This is a genomic window from Shewanella sp. BJSY2023SW007 (assembly GCF_047314525.1).
Taxonomy (GTDB): Bacteria; Pseudomonadota; Gammaproteobacteria; order Enterobacterales; family Shewanellaceae; genus Shewanella; species Shewanella chilikensis.
In genome coordinates, this window is the sequence record NZ_JBKORL010000027.1 from 1 (window position 1) to 18,173 (window position 18,173).

At 53.3% G+C, this 18,173-nt stretch carries 16 protein-coding genes and 4 tRNA genes; 11 read left to right on the top strand and 9 right to left on the bottom strand.

Annotated elements, in window-relative coordinates:
• Nucleotides 1-279: 279 nt before the first annotated feature.
• From ACMHXE_RS04950 to ACMHXE_RS04975, 6 genes are all read right to left on the bottom strand, one after another.
• On the bottom strand, nt 280-1,902 hold the full coding sequence (locus ACMHXE_RS04950; RefSeq protein WP_413731561.1) for a methyl-accepting chemotaxis protein: 1,623 nt from the start codon (nt 1,900-1,902) through the stop codon (nt 280-282).
• A 165-nt stretch (nt 1,903-2,067) separates the two neighbouring features.
• Nucleotides 2,068-2,154 (bottom strand) — tRNA-Leu (locus ACMHXE_RS04955).
• 33 nt (nt 2,155-2,187) lie between these two features.
• Nucleotides 2,188-2,274 (bottom strand) — tRNA-Leu (locus ACMHXE_RS04960).
• Nucleotides 2,275-2,314: 40 nt separating this feature from the next.
• Nucleotides 2,315-2,401 (bottom strand) — tRNA-Leu (locus ACMHXE_RS04965).
• Between the two features lie 52 nt (nt 2,402-2,453).
• Nucleotides 2,454-2,529, bottom strand: a tRNA-Phe gene (locus ACMHXE_RS04970).
• 267 nt (nt 2,530-2,796) lie between these two features.
• Complete coding sequence (locus ACMHXE_RS04975; protein ID WP_101053843.1) at nt 2,797-3,558, bottom strand: outer membrane protein assembly factor BamD; 762 nt, start codon at nt 3,556-3,558, stop codon at nt 2,797-2,799.
• A gap of 122 nt (nt 3,559-3,680) precedes the next feature.
• Between ACMHXE_RS04975 and rluD the strand changes: the two genes are divergently transcribed.
• The 3 genes from rluD to clpB all read left to right on the top strand — a co-directional run bounded on the left by rluD (nt 3,681) and on the right by clpB (nt 8,040).
• Nucleotides 3,681-4,655, top strand: coding sequence for a 23S rRNA pseudouridine(1911/1915/1917) synthase RluD (gene rluD / locus ACMHXE_RS04980; RefSeq protein ID WP_025012060.1), 975 nt, complete (start codon nt 3,681-3,683; stop codon nt 4,653-4,655).
• Nucleotide 4,656: 1 nt separating this feature from the next.
• On the top strand, nt 4,657-5,370 hold the full coding sequence (gene pgeF / locus ACMHXE_RS04985) for a peptidoglycan editing factor PgeF (protein WP_101053840.1): 714 nt from the start codon (nt 4,657-4,659) through the stop codon (nt 5,368-5,370).
• Nucleotides 5,371-5,466: 96 nt separating this feature from the next.
• Complete coding sequence (clpB, locus tag ACMHXE_RS04990; RefSeq protein ID WP_101053837.1) at nt 5,467-8,040, top strand: ATP-dependent chaperone ClpB; 2,574 nt, start codon at nt 5,467-5,469, stop codon at nt 8,038-8,040.
• Nucleotides 8,041-8,153: 113 nt separating this feature from the next.
• Here the strand turns inward: clpB and ispB are convergent, their stop codons facing one another.
• On the bottom strand, nt 8,154-9,125 hold the full coding sequence (gene ispB / locus ACMHXE_RS04995; RefSeq protein WP_101053833.1) for an octaprenyl diphosphate synthase: 972 nt from the start codon (nt 9,123-9,125) through the stop codon (nt 8,154-8,156).
• A 273-nt stretch (nt 9,126-9,398) separates the two neighbouring features.
• On the opposite strand from ispB, the gene rplU reads away from it, so the two are divergent.
• The 7 genes from rplU to ACMHXE_RS05030 all read left to right on the top strand — a co-directional run bounded on the left by rplU (nt 9,399) and on the right by ACMHXE_RS05030 (nt 13,561).
• Complete coding sequence (gene rplU, locus ACMHXE_RS05000; RefSeq protein WP_025012063.1) at nt 9,399-9,710, top strand: 50S ribosomal protein L21; 312 nt, start codon at nt 9,399-9,401, stop codon at nt 9,708-9,710.
• A 14-nt stretch (nt 9,711-9,724) separates the two neighbouring features.
• Nucleotides 9,725-9,979, top strand: coding sequence for a 50S ribosomal protein L27 (gene rpmA / locus ACMHXE_RS05005; protein WP_011760936.1), 255 nt, complete (start codon nt 9,725-9,727; stop codon nt 9,977-9,979).
• Between the two features lie 135 nt (nt 9,980-10,114).
• A complete protein-coding gene (gene cgtA, locus ACMHXE_RS05010; protein ID WP_101053831.1) occupies nt 10,115-11,281 on the top strand; it encodes an Obg family GTPase CgtA in 1,167 nt (388 codons plus the stop codon).
• Nucleotides 11,282-11,304: 23 nt separating this feature from the next.
• Complete coding sequence (locus tag ACMHXE_RS05015) at nt 11,305-12,066, top strand: threonine/serine exporter family protein (RefSeq protein WP_101053828.1); 762 nt, start codon at nt 11,305-11,307, stop codon at nt 12,064-12,066.
• Nucleotides 12,066-12,533, top strand: coding sequence for a threonine/serine exporter family protein (locus ACMHXE_RS05020; RefSeq protein ID WP_263619378.1), 468 nt, complete (start codon nt 12,066-12,068; stop codon nt 12,531-12,533). The genes ACMHXE_RS05015 and ACMHXE_RS05020 overlap by 1 nt, the downstream gene beginning before the upstream one ends.
• Before the next feature lie 23 nt (nt 12,534-12,556).
• Nucleotides 12,557-13,039, top strand: a complete 483-nt coding sequence (gene folA, locus ACMHXE_RS05025) for a type 3 dihydrofolate reductase (RefSeq protein WP_101053823.1) — start codon at nt 12,557-12,559, stop codon at nt 13,037-13,039.
• Nucleotides 13,040-13,171: 132 nt separating this feature from the next.
• On the top strand, nt 13,172-13,561 hold the full coding sequence (locus ACMHXE_RS05030) for a DUF3718 domain-containing protein (protein ID WP_101053820.1): 390 nt from the start codon (nt 13,172-13,174) through the stop codon (nt 13,559-13,561).
• Nucleotides 13,562-13,566: 5 nt separating this feature from the next.
• Here the strand turns inward: ACMHXE_RS05030 and ACMHXE_RS05035 are convergent, their stop codons facing one another.
• Nucleotides 13,567-14,544: a bifunctional helix-turn-helix transcriptional regulator/GNAT family N-acetyltransferase gene (locus ACMHXE_RS05035; RefSeq protein WP_101053818.1), complete on the bottom strand. Its 978-nt coding sequence runs from the start codon at nt 14,542-14,544 to the stop codon at nt 13,567-13,569.
• A gap of 238 nt (nt 14,545-14,782) precedes the next feature.
• Entirely contained in the window at nt 14,783-15,319 is a 537-nt protein-coding gene (yjjX, locus tag ACMHXE_RS05040; RefSeq protein ID WP_101053814.1) for an inosine/xanthosine triphosphatase, read from the bottom strand.
• Between the two features lie 231 nt (nt 15,320-15,550).
• On the opposite strand from yjjX, the gene ACMHXE_RS05045 reads away from it, so the two are divergent.
• Nucleotides 15,551-18,112 carry an acylase gene (locus ACMHXE_RS05045; protein ID WP_101053811.1) on the top strand — a complete coding sequence of 854 codons (2,562 nt, stop codon included), beginning with the start codon at nt 15,551-15,553 and terminating at the stop codon, nt 18,110-18,112.
• Nucleotides 18,113-18,173: the final 61 nt, after the last annotated feature.

Consider the following 18,173-nt stretch of genomic DNA (forward strand, 5'->3'; position numbering starts at 1 on the left):
GATAGAGCCTATCCACGTGCGTTAAAAATGAGTAAAAACAAGTATCCCATTAAGCCTAAGAAAAATGCCGTTCACACTAAGTGAACGGCATTACGGCAATGTCCGCGGTTTTGTTTTAGTTGCAGTCGTAGTCTTTAGCGGTTGTGGCACTTTCTTGCTCTGCTGTGCAGACGGCTTTTTTCGAGGAGTCTGTCAGGAATGGCGGCAAAGGTTTTTGGTTCACAAAAGGCTTGGAGCTGACAGGGAATAAAAAATAGGCCCCGAAGGGCCCTCAGAGAGTTAGAGACGAAAGCGGGCCACTTCGGCGCGCATGTTTTCCGCCAGATGGCTTAAGTTGCTGACCGACTCGGTCAACTCGTTGGCTGCCTGGGCCGATTGTTGGGTGATGTCGCTGATTGCCATAATGCTACGATTGATATCTTCCGCCACACTGCTTTGCTCTTCGGCTGCGGTAGCAATGTGGGTATTGAGCTGGGCGATGGAGTCGACTGACACCACTATCTCTTTCAAGGCTTCACCGGCCATATTGGCCTTGCGGTTGGCCTGCTCGACCTGAGTGATGCCTTGCTCCATGGCAGTCACCGCCTCCTGCACACCTGTCTGCAGGGTGGCTATCATGGACTCAATCTCCTGGGTTGAGCTGTGGGTGCGACTGGCAAGGGTTCTTACCTCATCGGCCACCACGGCAAAGCCTCGACCCTGCTCGCCGGCCCTGGCCGCCTCAATGGCGGCGTTCAGTGCCAGCAGATTGGTCTGCTCGGCAATTCCCTTAATCACATCCAGTACCCTGCCTATGTTTTGGCTTTCATTGGCCAGATGAGTGATCACCTGCGCCGTACCCTGAATTTGCGCTGAGAGTGCCACCATGCTGGCAATCGACTCCTGCACTATTGCATCGCCATTGGCGGCACTGGCATCGGCGCTGTGAGCCGAGTCGGCAGCGGCCGTGGTGCTTTGGGCTACTTCTGAGACTGTGGCGGTCATTTCATTCATGGCGGTAGCCGTCTGCTCTGTCTCGGCCTGTTGTCTGTGCATGCGCTCGTTGGTTTGTTGGGTGAAGCTGGAGAGCTCGGTCGCCGAGTCGCTGACTGTATTGGCGGCATTGGCGATATTATTGAGGATCCCTCTGAGGTGAGATATCACATCTCTTAAGTTATCGGATATCTGCCCCAGTTCGTCGGCGTTGAAGGTTTTGAACTGCACGGTTAAGTCCGAGTCGCTGCGAATTTTCTTCAGCTGGGTGAGGATATCGCCTATGGGTAACATGACGCTGCGGTTGACCCAAACACTGAGTAGTAAGCAGGCGATAATGGCGACACTGACCAGAGAGATAAATAGCACAACGGAAGAAGAGTAGAGGCTTTGGGCTTGCTCTCTTTCCTGTTTGGCGACATCCAATTGCAGGGTGACCAACTCGGCAATCTTACCGCTGATGGGATCTATTACCTGATAGAGAGGAGTGATCTCCTGATTGAGCTGGCCTTGGATATTGCCGCTCATGGTGGCCAATTTATGTTGCAGACGTTTTATCTGTTCATCGGCGGGAATAAATAACCGCTTGGCCTCATTGACCAGTTGTGACTCTCTGGCGGTCAACTGAGTGGCTGTGTAATCCTGCCACTTCTGCTTGATGCTTCTGTCGGCCTCATTGAGCGCGGTACTGGCTTGTTCGGCACTGAAGTCTCCGGCATTGGCCTTGTTGATAGCATCGATAACAAAGACGGCGTAATCATCACCTATGCTCTTGAGATCTTTGAGTGGGACAACCCGGTCGCTGTAGATATTTTCTACCCCTGAGTCGATTTCGTTCATGATATTGATGGCGATACCACAGAGTAGCAGCATCAAGAGAAGAGGCACGGCCATACCGAGCAACATCTTGTGTTTCAGTTGTAACTTCATGCTTGAGAACCTTGGTCCAGAAGGGAACTTGTCCTTGGATGAGGCCCTGTCAATCCAATTTGTTGAGCCATACAAAAGGTATAGCAAAAAAGTATGAAATGCGTGAGACGAGAGAGGGGCAAATTTTGGATACAAAAAAACCTCGCATCGCGAGGTTTAAATGATTGGTACAGGTGAGAAGACTTGAACTTCCACGCCCGTGAGGGCACCAGCACCTGAAGCTGGCGTGTCTACCAATTCCACCACACCTGCACTGTTTTCATTTCGACTCTTTCATGTGTTAATTGGTACAGGTGAGAAGACTTGAACTTCCACGCCCGTGAGGGCACCAGCACCTGAAGCTGGCGTGTCTACCAATTCCACCACACCTGCACATTGAGAGTCTAACGTACAGCTAACTATTATTGCAAAGTGGTACAGGTGAGAAGACTTGAACTTCCACGCCCGTGAGGGCACCAGCACCTGAAGCTGGCGTGTCTACCAATTCCACCACACCTGCACTGTACTGCTTTGCAATTTCCTCAGTCGCCTGAGCACCTTAAAGTTGAAGGTGGTGCCCGAACCCGGAATCGAACCAGGGACACGCGGATTTTCAATCCGCTGCTCTACCAACTGAGCTATTCGGGCGACGGCGTGCATTAAAAGACTTTTACGGTTTTGAGTCAACTCTTTTCTGAGAAATATTTCAAAATAACGCGTGTTTGAGCAAGTTTTACTCGAAAAGGCGCATATTGCTTAGCTTTTGAACGAAAGCCGCGTCATTGCTGGGCTAGGGGTAAATTAGCCCAATCGAAAACTCAGCCTGTAAAGCCGGGATTTCGAGGTTTAAGGGGAGGCAGGTTTTATCTTCTTCTGGAAACAAAACGCCCCACGTTAAAGTGGGGCGTTAAGGGATTAATCCTTGAGGAGGTCGTTCCCCGGATAGTTGGCACGCATAACTGTCAGTACGTGCTGCTTTAACTGCTCCTGACCCAGTTCATCATAAGCGGTGACCATGATCTCAAGCGCGCGCTCTGTCGATGGAGTGCCGGGATAAGTTTCCATTACGGACTGTGCCCGAATGGCGGCTGCGCTCCAGGCATTCATTTTCAGATAATATTCGGCCACTTTCACCGAATATAGCGCCAGACGATTCTTCAGGTGCTGCATTCTCTTCTGGGCGTCGGCCGCATACTTGCTGTTGGGATAGGTCTTGAGCAGGCGTTCGAAGTCCTTGAAGGCATCGAGGGCAAATTGAGGATCCCTGTCGCTTCTGTCTATATTGAGCATGTCATGGAACAAATAGTTGTCGGCCTGCATATTCACCAGTCCACGCATATAGTAGACATAGTCTATATCCGGGTGGGTGGGGTTGAGGCGGATAAATCTGTCGATGTTGGCGACTGCCGACGGGGTATCATCCAACTTATAGTAGGCATAAATCAGATCCAGCTGAACCTGAGTCTTGTGTGGACCAAAGGGGAAGCGGGAATCCAATGCCTCCAGTGAACGCACAGCCTTGGTATAGTTACCCAGCTCCATAGAGGTACGGGCCTGGGAGTAGAGAACGTCCGGAGACTGCTTGCTGGTAATTAAGTCGTCTTCCGGTTTGCTGCTACAGGCCACAATGGCCAGCGAAAAAAAGGCTATGGCAGCGCCTTTGGCAATATTATGCATACTTGAATTCGATTCTTGAGTAAGTTGTAGTTAAGAATTTTTCCATTTCACGATAAAATGGCCGATTCCGAGTGTACCAGAAAGTACACAGTTTTTGACCCCATTAACTGGGGACGGTTCCTATGACGCAAGAGATTAATCTAAAAAGCGAGATATCAGCAACCCAAACCGGTCTGAGATTGGATCAGGCTTTGGCCGAGTTGTTCCCCGATTACTCCCGAACCAGGATCAAGGAATGGATCCTCGATGGCAAAGTGTCCGTCGATGGTACTGTGGTAAACAAGCCCAGAGAGAAGGTGTTGGAATCTCAGGAGATAGAGGTTCAAGCCACTTTGGAAGAAGAGGTGCACGCCGAGGCCCAGGCTATCGATCTGAATATCGTCTATGAAGATGACCATATATTGGTGATCAACAAGCAGGCGGGTTTAGTGGTGCATCCCGGTGCCGGTAATAGTGACGGCACCTTGATGAATGCCCTGCTGCATCATTGCCCCGAGATAGAACATGTGCCCAGGGCCGGTATTGTCCATCGTCTCGATAAGGACACCACAGGCCTGATGGTGGTAGCCAAGACAGTTGAGGCTCAAACTCATCTGGTGGCGGCGCTGCAGGCGCGCGACATTACCCGTGAATATGAAGCCATAGTGCTGGGCACCATGACAGCCGGTGGTACAGTGGATGAGCCTATCGGGCGTCACCCCACCAAGCGTACTCATATGGCGGTGCACCACAGTGGTAAGCCGGCGGTGACTCACTATCGTGTGGCGGAAAAATTCCGCGCCCATACCCGCTTGCGCTTGAGGCTGGAAAGTGGCCGGACTCACCAGATCCGGGTGCATATGGCTTATATAGGTCATGTGTTGGTGGGCGATCCCGTCTATGGTGGTCGTCCAAAACCCCCCAAGGCCGCCAGTGAAGCCTTTTTCGAAGTGCTGAAAAACTTCAAGCGCCAGGCGCTGCACGCGGTGCGACTGGAGTTGGTGCACCCCATCACCTGTGAGCTGATGAGCTGGCAGGCACCTATCCCCGAGGATATGGTCGAGCTGACCAAGGCGCTGCGTAAAGACACCGAAGAGCATCCGCCGGAGTATCTGTAACATGTACGGCTGTCTCTGGCCGCTGCCGGCCAATGTCAGAATCGCCATGACCCAGCGTCATGGCGGTGTCAGCCTGCCACCGTTTGACAGCCTGAATCTGGGGCTGCATGTGGGAGACATTTCCGCATCTGTGCAGGCCAACCGTGCTTTATTGGCACAGCGGCTGGCTCTGCCCAGCGAGCCGGCATGGCTGGAGCAGGTACATGGCACAGAGGTCGTCGATCTGGCGCGTGACTCCCTAAGGATTGCCGATGGCAGTTATAGCGACAGCAAGGCGCATGTGGCCGTGGTGATGACCGCCGACTGTCTGCCAGTACTTTTGTGTGACAGTGCAGGCACCCAGGTGGCGGCGCTGCACGCCGGCTGGCGTGGCCTGTGTGATGGCGTTATCGAAGCGGGAATTGCCCGTTTTCGTCCCGGCTCTGAGCTTATCGCCTGTCTCGGACCGGCAATAGGCAAAACGGCCTTCGAAGTGGGCGCTGAAGTACGTGCTGCTTTTTGCGATAAAGACCCCAAGGCCGACAACTGCTTTGTAGCCAAGGGGGATAAGTTTCTCGGCGATCTGCAGGGGCTTGCCAGGCTCAGATTGCAGCGGGCGGGTGTCCGGCAGGTATATGCCTTGGATATCTGCACCTATAACAACAAAGACTATTTTTCCTACCGCCGCGATGGCCGTACCGGCCGCATGGCCTCGTTGATTTGGCTTACTGATTGAGTGGTTATTTTATTCGTCTGACTTGAAATCGGTTAAAGCATCCTCATATTTAAGCTAACGAAGTAATACCTCATTTTGAGAGTTTCAGGAGGCTGTATGCGACTCGATCGTATGACCAATAAATTTCAGCTTGCTATCTCGGATGCCCAATCTCTGGCGCTTGGCCGTGACCATCAGTTCATAGAACCCGTCCATCTGATGATGGCTTTGTTGAATCAGGATGGCGGTTCAATTCATCCGCTGTTGACCCAAGCTGGTATCCAGGTCAGCACTCTGCGTTCCTTGATTAGTCAGGAACTGGAGCGCTTGCCCCAGGTGGAAGGAACAGGCGGTGATGTTCAGTTATCCCAGGCGCTGATACGTTTGCTGAATCTGTGCGACAAGCTGGCACAGAAGCGTAAAGACAAATATATCTCCAGTGAGCTGTTTATTCTGGCGGCACTGGAAGGTAACGACACCCTGGCACAGTGCCTCAAGCAGGCCGGTGCCACCAAAGAGCTGATGGAGAAAACCATCGAAGCCGTGCGTGGCGGCCAGAAGGTGGATGACCCCAATGCTGAGGATCAGCGCCAGGCGTTGAAGAAATACACCATAGATCTGACCGAGCGTGCCGAGCAGGGCAAACTGGATCCTGTTATTGGCCGTGACGATGAAATTCGTCGCACGGTGCAGGTACTGCAGCGTCGCAGCAAGAACAACCCTGTGCTTATCGGTGAGCCCGGTGTGGGTAAGACCGCCATTGTTGAAGGGCTGGCGCAGCGTATCGTCAACGGCGAGGTGCCTGAAGGCATCAAGAACAAGCGAGTATTGTCGCTGGATCTCGGCGCATTGGTGGCTGGTGCCAAATACCGGGGTGAGTTTGAAGAAAGACTCAAGGCTGTGCTCAACGAGCTTGCTCAGGAAGAGGGCCAGGTGATCCTCTTTATTGACGAGCTGCATACTATGGTGGGCGCGGGTAAATCCGATGGCGCCATGGATGCGGGTAATATGCTCAAGCCGGCACTGGCCCGCGGTGAGCTGCACTGTGTCGGTGCCACTACCCTGGACGAGTATCGTCAGTATATTGAAAAAGATGCGGCGCTGGAGCGGCGCTTCCAGAAAGTCCTGGTGGATGAGCCCAGTGTCGAGGATACCATCGCTATTCTGCGTGGTCTGAAAGAGCGCTACGAGCTGCACCACCATGTGGAAATTACCGATCCGGCGATTGTGGCGGCGGCGACCATGTCCCACCGTTATGTGTCAGATCGTAAGCTGCCTGACAAGGCCATCGACCTTATCGACGAAGCCGCTTCCAGCATTCGGATGCAGATAGACTCCAAGCCGGAGCCGCTGGATCGCCTCGAACGCCGAATCATTCAGCTCAAGCTGGAAGAGCAGGCGTTGGCGAAGGAAAACGATGAGGCCAGTCGTAAGCGTCTCGAACATCTGCGCAGCGAGCTGGTGGAAGTGGAGCAGAAGGCTGCCGAACTTAATGAGATTTGGCACACAGAAAAAGCGGCACTGGCGGGCACTCAGCATATCAAGGCGGATCTGGAGCAAGCCAGACTGGATATGGAAGTGGCGCGCCGCGCCGGTGATTTGACCCGGATGTCCGAGCTGCAATATGGCCGCATCCCCGAGTTGGAGAAACAGCTGGATCTGGCGTCTCAGGCCGAGATGCAGGATATGACCTTGCTGCGTAACAAGGTCACGGATGTTGAAATTGCCGAGGTACTTTCCAAGGCGACCGGGATCCCGGTTTCCAAGATGCTCGAAGGCGAGCGGGAAAAACTGCTGCATATGGAAGATGCGCTGCATGAGCGGGTGATCGGCCAGGATGAGGCGGTCGATGCCGTGGCCAACGCTATTCGTCGTAGCCGCGCGGGTCTGGCCGATCCTAACCGGCCCATAGGCTCCTTCCTGTTCCTCGGCCCGACCGGGGTAGGTAAGACCGAGCTGTGTAAGTCGCTGGCCAAGTTCCTGTTCGACACAGAGAGCGCCATGGTGCGGATAGATATGTCCGAATTTATGGAGAAACACTCAGTCTCCAGGTTGGTCGGGGCGCCTCCGGGCTATGTGGGTTATGAGGAAGGGGGTTACCTTACCGAAGCGGTGCGCCGTCGTCCCTACTCGGTGATCCTGCTCGATGAGGTGGAAAAGGCACACCCGGATGTGTTCAACATACTGCTCCAAGTACTGGATGATGGCCGCCTGACCGATGGTCAGGGGCGTACGGTTGACTTCCGTAACGCTGTGGTGATTATGACCTCGAACCTGGGTTCCGACATTATCCAGGAGCAGTTCAGTCACCAAAGTTACGATGAGATGAAGGCTCAGGTGATGAATGTGGTGCAGCACCATTTCCGCCCCGAGTTCCTCAACCGGATCGACGAAACCGTGGTGTTCCACCCGCTGGATAGCGAGCATATCAAGAGTATTGCCGCGATTCAGGTCGAGTCGCTGCGCCAACGTTTGGCGGAGAAAGAGTTCGAGCTGGAGATCACAGATGCCGCGCTGAGCTTTATTGCCAGAGCCGGGTTCGACCCAGTGTATGGTGCAAGGCCGTTGAAGCGGGCACTGCAGCAAGAGGTGGAAAACCCACTGGCGCAAAAGCTGCTTAGAGGCGAGTTGCTGCCAGGTCAGCCGATCAAGGTGGACTATCGCGACGACAACTTGGTGTTTGAGCAGTAATCACACCATAAACAACAAACCAAAAACAAAAAGGAGCGCTTTGAGCGCTCCTTTTTTGCTTGGGTTAAACGACAAATTCAACTGATGGGTTTTAATCCGTCGTCTTTAGCCTATCAGTGACTGCGGGCTACGGCGATTTTAGCCAGGCTTATCAGCGCCAGCTTGTAGTCGGACTCAGGCAGTACCGAAAGGGCCGCTACGGCCTTATCGGCCTCTTCATAGGCCCTTTGCTGGGTATATTCCAGTGCGCCACAGGTGTTGAGTGCATTGATAATTTCTTCGATATGCTCGGTGCCATCACCTTGTTCAATCGCCTGGCGGATCATCTGGCGCTGTGGCTCTGTACCGTGGGCGATGGCGTAGATCAGCGGCAGTGTGGGTTTACCTTCGGCGAGGTCGTCACCTATGTTCTTACCCAGTTCTTCGGCGTCGGCAGTGTAGTCCAGCAGGTCATCGGTCAACTGGAAGGCGGTGCCCAGGTATTTGCCATAGTCGGCCAGCGCCGTTTCCATTTCGCTGTCGCAACCGGCCAGCACACCGGCCAGACGGGTTGCGGCTTCAAATAGTTTGGCTGTTTTGCAGTAGATCACCCGCATATAGCTGGCTTCTGTGGTATCCGGATCGTTGCAGTTCATCAACTGCAGCACTTCACCCTCGGCCAGTACGTTGGTGGTGTTGGCCAGTACCTGCAATACCTTCATCGACTCCAACTCTGTCATCATCTGGAAAGAGCGGGTATAAAGAAAGTCGCCGACCAGCACGCTGGCGCTGTTGCCAAACAGGGCATTGGCTGTCTCCCGTCCACGGCGCAGAGTGGATTCATCCACCACATCGTCGTGGAGCAGTGAAGCTGTATGAATAAACTCTATGATAGCGGCCAGCTTCAGGTGTGCTTCACCACTATAGTCGAGCGATCTTGCTGCCAGAATCGACAGTAACGGCCGCATACGTTTGCCGCCACCGTTGATGATGTAGAACCCCAATTGATTGATCAGGGCAACATCAGATTCGAGTTGTTTGTAGATCAGTTGATTGACGGCTTGCATGTCGGCGTCAGCCAGCTGACGGATAGCAGTTAAATCCATAGTAGACTCTAGGTATGAAGGAACGCCGAATCGGCAGCTCCCGATAAGCTTAAGTATTGTAATAGACCGAAGTTTACCTAAAATTAATGAACAAGACAGTAGCAGAGGGAGTAATGTGCGAGTTAATCCGGTCTTTTTTTCTTGAGCTTCAATTAGGGCTTGCCTGTAAGGGATTATTCGCGTAAACTCCGCGCCCATTGTCATTAAAGTTTTTGTAGCACCCAGCCTCATAGAGATGAGCCGGCGTGTTAAGAATTTCGGAGTAAAATAGCTATGTACGCTGTTTTTCAAAGTGGTGGTAAGCAACACCGTGTTGCTGAAGGCCATACTGTTCGTTTGGAAAAAATTGAAGTTGCCACTGGTGAAACTATCGAATTCGATCAAGTTCTGCTGATCGCTGATGGTGAAAACGTCCAGGTGGGTACCCCTCTGGTAGCAGGCGGTAAAGTTGTGGCTACTGTTGTTAGCCATGGCCGTGGTGAAAAGGTAACTATCCAAAAGTTCAACCGTCGTAAGCACCACGAGAAGAAAATGGGCCACCGTCAGTGGTTCACTGAAGTTAAAATCACTGCTATCAACGCTTAATAGGAGTCTGACTCATGGCACACAAAAAAGCTGGCGGTTCTACTCGTAACGGCCGCGATTCAGAAAGCAAACGTCTTGGTGTAAAGCGCTTCGGCGGCGAATCAGTTCTGGCTGGTAACATCATTGTTCGTCAACGTGGTACTAAGTTCCACGCAGGTGTTAACGTAGGTATCGGTCGTGACCATACTCTGTTTGCCCTGACTGACGGCAAAGTTAAGTTTGAAGTTAAAGGTCCTAACAACCGTAAGTTCGTTAGCATCGAAGATTAATCTTCAAACCAGAATTGCTTTGAGCCCCGCCATTGGTGGGGCTTTTGTTTTGGGCGAGAGCCATAGTTTCTGTTTTTTGGCGCCTTGCAGGGTTAGGCAGTATAATTGCCTCATTCCGTGGTGCCAGGAGTATGTATGAAGTTTGTCGATGAGGCAGTGATCAGAGTTGAAGCTGGAGATGGTGGCAGTGGCTGCGTCAGCTTCAGACGTGAAAAATACGTGCCGGATGGTGGTCCAGACGGTGGCGATGGTGGCGACGGCGGCAGTGTTTATCTGCAAGCTGACGAAAACCTCAACACCCTGATTGACTACCGTTTTGAGCGTTTCCATATGGCTGAGCGCGGTGAAAACGGCCGAGGCCGCGACTGTACCGGTAAAGGTGGTCAGGACTTGGTGCTCAAGGTGCCAGTGGGAACTCGGGCGGTTGATGAAGAAACCGATGAGGTGCTCGGTGACCTGACCCAGCATGGTCAGAAGCTGTTGGTGGCCAAAGGTGGTTTCCACGGTCTTGGCAATACCCGTTTCAAGAGCAGTGTGAACCGTGCACCCAGACAAAAAACGCTGGGCACGCCAGGTGAAGTGCGCAGCTTGCGTCTTGAGCTGATGCTGCTGGCAGATGTGGGCTTGCTCGGTATGCCAAACGCCGGTAAGTCGACCTTTATTCGGGCGGTTTCGCGCGCGACACCAAAAGTGGCCGATTATCCCTTTACCACCCTGGTGCCTAATCTCGGTGTAGTAAATCCTCGCCCAGGGCAGAGCTTTGTGGTGGCGGATATTCCAGGGTTGATTGAAGGTGCTGCCGAAGGTGCCGGTTTAGGTATTCGCTTCCTCAAACACCTTGAGCGTTGTCGTGTATTGCTGCATATCCTGGATATTGAGCCTATTGATGGCTCGAGTCCTGCCGAAGCGGCCAAGGCGATTGTCACTGAGCTTGAGAAATACTCGCCCAAGCTGGCTTCCAAGCCACGTTGGTTGGTGTTCAACAAGACAGATCTGCTGCTGGAAGAAGAACTGCAGGAAAGAGTCGACAGCATAGTCAAGGAGATGGGCTGGGAAGGGGATGTTTACACCATCTCGGCTTATACCCGTGAAGGCACCAAGGAACTGGCTGAAAAGCTCTATGACTTTATCAGCAGTCTGCCGGCGGAAGAGCAACAACAAGATCCTGACGCCGATGTTGAGTTCAAATGGGACAACTACCATCAGGATAGCCTGGAAGATCTCAACGAAGACTATGATGATGAGTTCGACGATGACTTCGACGACGATGATTATGATGTTGAGGTTATTTACCAAAGATAATATCTGAGCGAGCCTGAACACCTGTGTACGCTGATACCCAAAACGATATCACCCGGCAGGTCGTCCGGGTTGCTCAGCTATTGCTGGCCTATGGCGCTGAATCTGAACTGGTTGAAGAGATCAGTCAGCGTCTGGGCCGGGCACTTGGCTTGGCCAGTGTCGAGCTATCCATCTCCTCCAATTCGCTGGTGCTCACCAGTTTGGTTTCCGGTCGTTGTATCACCACCACCCGACGCATTCGCGAGCACGGCATCAATATGACAGTGGTGTGCGAGCTGCAGCGCATCTGCCTGCTGGCCGAAAAAGGTCTGTATGGCCCCAATGAAGTCCGCAAGCGCCTCGCCAGACTGCAACCCAAAACCTACCCCAAGTGGCTGCTTATCCCCATGATAGGCCTCTCTTGCGGCAGTTTTTGTCATCTATTCGGTGGTGATCTGGCCGCATGTTTTATCACTTTCTTTGCTTCTGTGATTGGCATGTTTGTGCGCCTGGCCATGGCGCAACGTCACTTCAATGTGTTGGTGAACTTTGCCGTGACCGCCTTCGTCACCAGCTTGGCAGCCCAGTTGGGGTATCTCTATCCTGTGACCCAAACCCCTGAGCTGGCGATGGCGGCCTCTGTGCTGATGCTGGTTCCCGGCTTTCCGATGATCAACTCGATATCGGATATGGTTAAAGGGCATATGAATGTGGGGATCTCCCGCTGGGGGCAGGCGACCTTGATGACAGTCTCCTCCGTGATAGGCATTACCATTGCCATGCAGCTTGGGGGGATTTTCCTGTGATGGATACTCTGTTGTTGCTGCTGAATGATGCCTTTTTCTCGGCTATCCCCGCCATGGGCTTTGCCATGCTGTTCAATGTTCCCAGGCGTTATCTGCTTTATTGTGCTCTGGCCGGAGCCATAGGCCACAGCTCACGGACCTTGATGTTGCAGTTTGGTTTGCCGATAGAGTGGGCCACTTTTGCCGCTGCCGGCATCATAGGCATGGTGACCATCGCCTTTGCCAGGCGTCATCTGGCACCGCCGCTGCTGTATGCCGTGGCGGCGATTATCCCTATGATCCCGGGTTCTTATGCCTACAACACTGTGATTGCCCTGGTGCAATTGACCGCCCAGTCACAGCTCAGCACTGAGTTGTGGGAGCAGGTGGTTACCAATGGCCTGAAAACCGTGTTTATTCTCGGTGCTTTGTCTGTTGGTCTTGCCATGCCCAGCCTGTTGTATTTCCGTACCCGCCCGGTGATTTAATCCAATATTAACAAGGAGCGTATATGCGCATCGCCATGATTGCCGCCATGGCCCATGACAGAGTCATAGGCAAAGATAACCAAATGCCCTGGCACTTGCCGGAAGATTTGCGCCATTTCAAGCAGATGACTTTGGGAAAGCCAGTGGTGATGGGACGTAAGACCTTCGAATCAATAGGTCGTCCTCTACCCGGACGCCATAACATAGTGATCAGCCGTCAGAGCGACTACGCCCCGGAAGGTGTTACCCGGGTTTCTTCTTTTGAAGAGGCAGTGGAAGCGGCAGGAAACTGCGAAGAGTTGGTGGTGATAGGCGGGGGCCAGCTCTACCGTGAAATCCTACCTCAGGCCGATAGGCTGTATCTGACAGAGATAGACTTGCAAGTGGAAGGGGACACTCGTTTTCCGGAATGGGACGATGGCAGCTGGCAGCAAGTTTATGAGGAAAGTGGCAGTAGTGTGAATGGGTTGAGTTTTCGCTTTATCAATATGATTAGAAAATGTTAAATTGTAACAGACTTTTGAACCCTGAAACGTGAGTGGCACCGGCCACGAAGCGATCCTTATGCCAAGAGTCCCCGGCAGACTTGTCTGCCGGGGACTCTTGGTTTTAATAACTATTACAAAAAGGAGTGTCAGATGCGTCTGTTGCCCGTGGCCATTGCTGCACTGATTGCTGTATCTTCAGTGTCAACCCCTTCAACTGCTAAAGCCGAAGATCTTTTGGCTGCCAGTATCTGTGATTACGTCAAGTCCAACGACAAAAATCGCCTGCGTAAGAAATTGAAAGAGAACCGAGTGAAGCTGCGTAATATCTATTCCGGGCTTTCCTGTGACGGCGAAAGCCTGCTGCGTACTGCCTATCACAGCAATGCCGAAGATACCGGCGAGTTTATTGCCAAGCGCTTGTCAAAAACCGAACTGGAAGTGGTGGAAGCTGACGGCAAGACCATAGTCGATTGGGCCGACGCCAATGGTTTTGGCGCCAGCATTATTACCCTGGCCATCCAAGATCGCCTAGGCAGCTGAGTTCGTTACAGCGTCAACAACATGGGGATTTCGCAGGCGCTGTGGCCGGTATTGCCAAGGGGCTTGGGTAAGGTGGTAAAGCCCAGGCTGGCGTAGAGGCCAAGCGCTTGTGGCAACAGTTGGGTGGTTTCGAGATAGCAAGCCTTATATCCCTGCTCGCGGGCAAAGCTGAGACATTGCAGTGCCAAACGGCGGGAGAGCCCCAGGCCTCGCAGTGCGGGCATAAAGTACATCTTCTGCAACTCACAAATGCCTTCTTCGCCGGGCAATGGTGCGATACCTGCACCGCCAAGCAGTTGCTGCTGTTTTTCAATTATCCAATATTGGCTGCCTGGCTGACTATATTGGCGACTCAGGTGATCCAGGGTCGGGTCGGCTACACTGTAGCCCTTATCGGGAGTCAGGCCATACTCGGCCGATACTGCGCGTATCACGGCGGCCAACTCGGCATCATCTGCTGCCTGTAGTGCCCTGATGACCACCCCCTGTTGGCTCTTGGCTTTGGTAATCGCCTTGTTGTAGCAGCGCAGGCTGGCTTCCAGTTGGGTCACCTCGCTCGGTGCCAACTGGGCAAGAATGTCCGCAAATTGGTTATCTTGCTGAGTATCCAACTGTTTCAGCATCTTATGACCGGCAGGGGTTAGGCTGACCTGCAGACAGCGATTGTCCCTGGGATTGGCCTTGGTTTGCACAAGTTGTTTCTTGACCAGGTGACTGACGGCACGACTGGCATTGGATTTATCGATATTGAGCAGGTTTCCCAGCTCCTTGATACTGAGATCTTTTTGTCCCAGCTCCAGCAGTGTGTGTGCCTGCACCGGGGTCAGCGGCAGTTGCCCACAGGCGCCGGATAACATGCCCAGTTGCCGTACCAGGTGACGTGACAGTTGTCTAAGTACAGGACTGACCTGGGTCAGATCATCCTGAGGTGATTCTTGCTGATTGCCGGTTTCAGTGACATGAGGCTTTATGTTGAGGGACATCTAAGGGGTTACCTCGCAAAAAGATAAATTGGTTGCGACAAGCAACTAATGCTAAGTTCAAGTTAGCTCAGTCTGTATCTATTTGCAACAGCTTGTTTCATGGATTGGGTGGGCAAGGGCCGGGCATCTTCACAGGTAATAGGAAGAAATGAGCGGAAGCCGGTCAATGTAAACACCACTGTGATTGATTGCGCTGCTCATTGGTAACAGCGCCTATTAATAACAGTGGTGACTGGTATCAGTAAAGCTCCGGGTAACGCAGTGGCGCCGATGCGAGCAGCAAGGCCGAGTGATAAATACTCTCGCGAGTAGCTTGCCCTTGGGTCAAGAGCCCTATGGCGCCACCTGCCTGTTTGACATTGACGGTATTGAACAGCGAATCCATCACATCCCCCAGCTCTTCACCGGCCTTGAGCGCGGCATAAACCTTGGGCGGCAGGGGTAGGTGAGCACTGCGGCCGACGCAGAGGCGTTCTTTGGTGGCTATGACGACATAGGCAAAGGTGGCCGGCCCCTGGGGGAAATCATCCACCCCACCTTCCATTGCCAGATAGTAATCGGCATCTGCATTAGCTTTGCACCATTCGACCCTGTTGATGGCTCCCTGGCGGGTATCGGCATCTGTCATGGGTTGCTCCGCCACACCGGATGGCGCCTTCATGGCTTGGCAGTGGATTTCGGCGTCGGGATGCAGGGCGCGAACGGCATTCTCGGCAGCTTTGATTTTCACCGGGTTGGTGGAACCCACCACTATCTGTAACTGTTTTTGTTTCATATTTGTTTTTTAATGGATCTTTAATGTAGACGGGCGTTTGAATCGTTGTTTAAATGGTCGGAGGTGTGACCTTGAGTTGGGCGTCATTGTGACGCGCCATAAATCACAACGCAAGATGCACCGAGGGACACGACATAGGCGCCACGACAAACCCGTATGGCTTTGGGGAGTTGTATTGTTCAAGGGGCTGGGCCTTGTCGGATAAATGGCATTAAAAAAGAGATAATTATAATGAAATTCAACAAACTCATGTACGCCATGGGGCTGGCAGGCACCCTGGCACTCGTTGGCTGTTCGGATGACGATAATGATCAGAACCCGCCTCCGGTCGATAACACACTGCAGGCATTTGCACCGGACGGCAAGCTCTCGGTCAGCGTTCGGCGCACCAGTTTCGGTGTACCTCATATTCAAGCCGACAATTTGGAAAGCCTGGGATTCGGTAACGGCTATGTGCAGGCTCAGGATAATCTGTGTATCCTGGCCGATGGTTTTGTTAAGGCCAACTCAGAGCGTTCCATGTATTTCGGCCCCCATGCCAGCTTGGACTTCACCACAGGGATCCCGGCCCGGGAAGACAATGGCAACCTGATCTCCGACTTTGCCTACAAGGCGCTCAAGGTCAGAGCTCAGGCCGAGGTCAAATGGCCTGAATTCAGCGAAAACTCCCGGGCACTGATCAGCGGGTTTGTCGCCGGCTATAACCGGTATTTAAGCGATGTGGCCGAAGGCAAGCAACAGGCCGAGCCCTTCTGTGCCGGGCAACCCTGGGTCAAGCCTATTGAACCTGAAGATGTGGTGACCTACCTGTTTTCAATTGCCCTGTTACCGGGGGCGGCCAACTTCCTGGATCTTATTTTTTACGCCAATCCGGGTGATGGTGATGAATATCTGCCGCGAATAGTCGGCCCGGCTCCGGCCTCTGCCGCCCAGACCGCTTTTGTCAATGACATCAACAGCAAGCTGATTGCCAGAGCCGCCAATATTTCAACCCCGGAGACCAACCCGGGTGAACTGGGCTCCAACGGCTGGGGCCTTGGCAAAGACAAGACGGAAAACGGCAAGGGCATGGTGCTTGGGAACCCGCACTTCCCGCATACGGGTAACCTGAGGTTCTGGCAGTCCCATGCCACCATTCCCGGTCACCTGGATGTGATGGGCGGCTCTCTGGTAGGCATGCCGGGCCCAATCAATATTGGTTTCAACAAAGATCTCGCCTGGACCCATACCTTCTCCACCGCCGAACATTTTGTGGTCTATAATCTGGAGCTGGTTTCCGGCGACCGAATGCAGTATCTGTTTGACGGTGAGCCTATGCCTATCAGCAAGGAAACCGTGCAGGTGCTGGTCAATGCCGGTCCGGCGGGTATGCTGGTAGCCGAAAAAGATATCTATACCACTCCCAAGGGACCTATAGTCGAAGCGCCTGCCACCCAGGCACCTTTTGGCTGGGATGATGGCCAGGCCTTTATGTTGCAGGATGCCAACATGGCGACCATGGATCCCGTGGATCACTGGCTGGCGATGAACATGGCCGCCAACAAGCAGGAGTTTGTGCAGGCATTTAAAGACTATGACGGCATGATCTTCAACAACACCATGTATGCCGACAGGGAAGGCAACGCCTTCTATATCGATGACTCTACCGTGCCTGGATTATCCGAGGCGGCTGTGGTATTGCTGAAGACTTCCCCTGAGATCAAGGCGGCCAAGGCGCAGGCAGGCTTTACCATATTGCCGGGCAATACCTCATTGTTCGCTTTCGATGGCCCCACGCCTTTCGAGCGGGCGCCCAAGTTGGAACGCACAGACTTTGTACAAAACTCCAACAACTCCTTCTGGTCTACCAACCCGGCCGAGCCGCTGGAGTATTTCTCCCCCATGTATGGCCCGGAGCGTGGCCAACTGAGCATGAGAACCCGCATGGGGCTCAAGCTGCTTGGTGATGCCGCCGGTAGTGATGGCAAGTTCAACCTGGATGAACTGGAGGCGGCAGTGCTCAACAACCGCAGCTATCTGGCCGAAATGGTTTTGGATGATCTGATTGCCCAGTGCGAGGCCAAGGGCAGTGAACCTGTAATGGTCGGTACCCTTGCCAAGGATATCAGCGCTGCCTGCGCGGCGCTCAAGGCCTGGAATGGTCATCAGGACAACGACAGTAAAGGCGGCGCCTTGCTTCGGGAATTCGCCCACCTGTTCAATGACAAAACCATGTTGACCCAAGGCTTTGATTATTTGCAGCCGGCGACCACTCCCACAGGGCTGAGTCCTGACGGTTCGGCGCTCACTGCGCTGGCACATGCCGCGCTCAACCTGGAAGCGGCCGGTTTTGCCGTTGATGCGCCCCTTGGCAGTGTGCAGTTTGTCGAGCGTTCATTGCCGGATGGCAGTGCCAGTGGCGTGCGTTTGCCCTGGCCCGGCAGTCATCATGCCGAGGGTGGTTTCAACGTATTTTCCACCAAGACCAGTGGTGACGACACGCTTATCCCGCAGCACTCTTACGCTCCGGCAACCGATATTCTGAGCGGCAAAGCGCTGGATTCCGGTCTGAGCGCCAAGGGCTATCAGGTTCGTTATGGCTCCAGCTGGATGATGGCGGTGAGCTTTACCGATGAGGGCCCGGAGGCGAGAGGGATACTGACCTACTCAGAGACCAGCAATATTCTGCGTCCCGAGTTTGCCGATCAGACCGCGCTCTACTCCAGTGAGAAACGTTTCCGCCCCTTGCTGTTCAAAGAAGCGGATATTGATGCGGCAACCGTATCCAAGATGGAACTGACGCTCGAGCGTTAAGCGCTATTCTTTCAGCTTCAATGCCGTTCATCTCGATGAGCGGCATTTTTTTTGCCTGCTG

What these genes read in the sequence shown, in the direction of transcription:
- clpB (WP_101053837.1), top strand. Translation starts at nt 5,467, where the DNA reads ATGCGACTCGATCGTATGACCAATAAATTTCAGCTTGCTATCTCGGAT.
- ACMHXE_RS04950 (WP_413731561.1), bottom strand. Translation starts at nt 1,902, where the DNA reads ATGAAGTTACAACTGAAACACAAGATGTTGCTCGGTATGGCCGTGCCT.
- yjjX (WP_101053814.1), bottom strand. Translation starts at nt 15,319, where the DNA reads ATGAAACAAAAACAGTTACAGATAGTGGTGGGTTCCACCAACCCGGTG.
- ispB (WP_101053833.1), bottom strand. Translation starts at nt 9,125, where the DNA reads ATGGATTTAACTGCTATCCGTCAGCTGGCTGACGCCGACATGCAAGCC.
- ACMHXE_RS05035 (WP_101053818.1), bottom strand. Translation starts at nt 14,544, where the DNA reads ATGTCCCTCAACATAAAGCCTCATGTCACTGAAACCGGCAATCAGCAA.
- ACMHXE_RS05030 (WP_101053820.1), top strand. Translation starts at nt 13,172, where the DNA reads ATGCGTCTGTTGCCCGTGGCCATTGCTGCACTGATTGCTGTATCTTCA.
- rpmA (WP_011760936.1), top strand. Translation starts at nt 9,725, where the DNA reads ATGGCACACAAAAAAGCTGGCGGTTCTACTCGTAACGGCCGCGATTCA.
- ACMHXE_RS05045 (WP_101053811.1), top strand. Translation starts at nt 15,551, where the DNA reads ATGAAATTCAACAAACTCATGTACGCCATGGGGCTGGCAGGCACCCTG.
- ACMHXE_RS04975 (WP_101053843.1), bottom strand. Translation starts at nt 3,558, where the DNA reads ATGCATAATATTGCCAAAGGCGCTGCCATAGCCTTTTTTTCGCTGGCC.
- rplU (WP_025012063.1), top strand. Translation starts at nt 9,399, where the DNA reads ATGTACGCTGTTTTTCAAAGTGGTGGTAAGCAACACCGTGTTGCTGAA.
- pgeF (WP_101053840.1), top strand. Translation starts at nt 4,657, where the DNA reads ATGTACGGCTGTCTCTGGCCGCTGCCGGCCAATGTCAGAATCGCCATG.
- ACMHXE_RS05020 (WP_263619378.1), top strand. Translation starts at nt 12,066, where the DNA reads ATGGATACTCTGTTGTTGCTGCTGAATGATGCCTTTTTCTCGGCTATC.
- cgtA (WP_101053831.1), top strand. Translation starts at nt 10,115, where the DNA reads ATGAAGTTTGTCGATGAGGCAGTGATCAGAGTTGAAGCTGGAGATGGT.
- folA (WP_101053823.1), top strand. Translation starts at nt 12,557, where the DNA reads ATGCGCATCGCCATGATTGCCGCCATGGCCCATGACAGAGTCATAGGC.
- rluD (WP_025012060.1), top strand. Translation starts at nt 3,681, where the DNA reads ATGACGCAAGAGATTAATCTAAAAAGCGAGATATCAGCAACCCAAACC.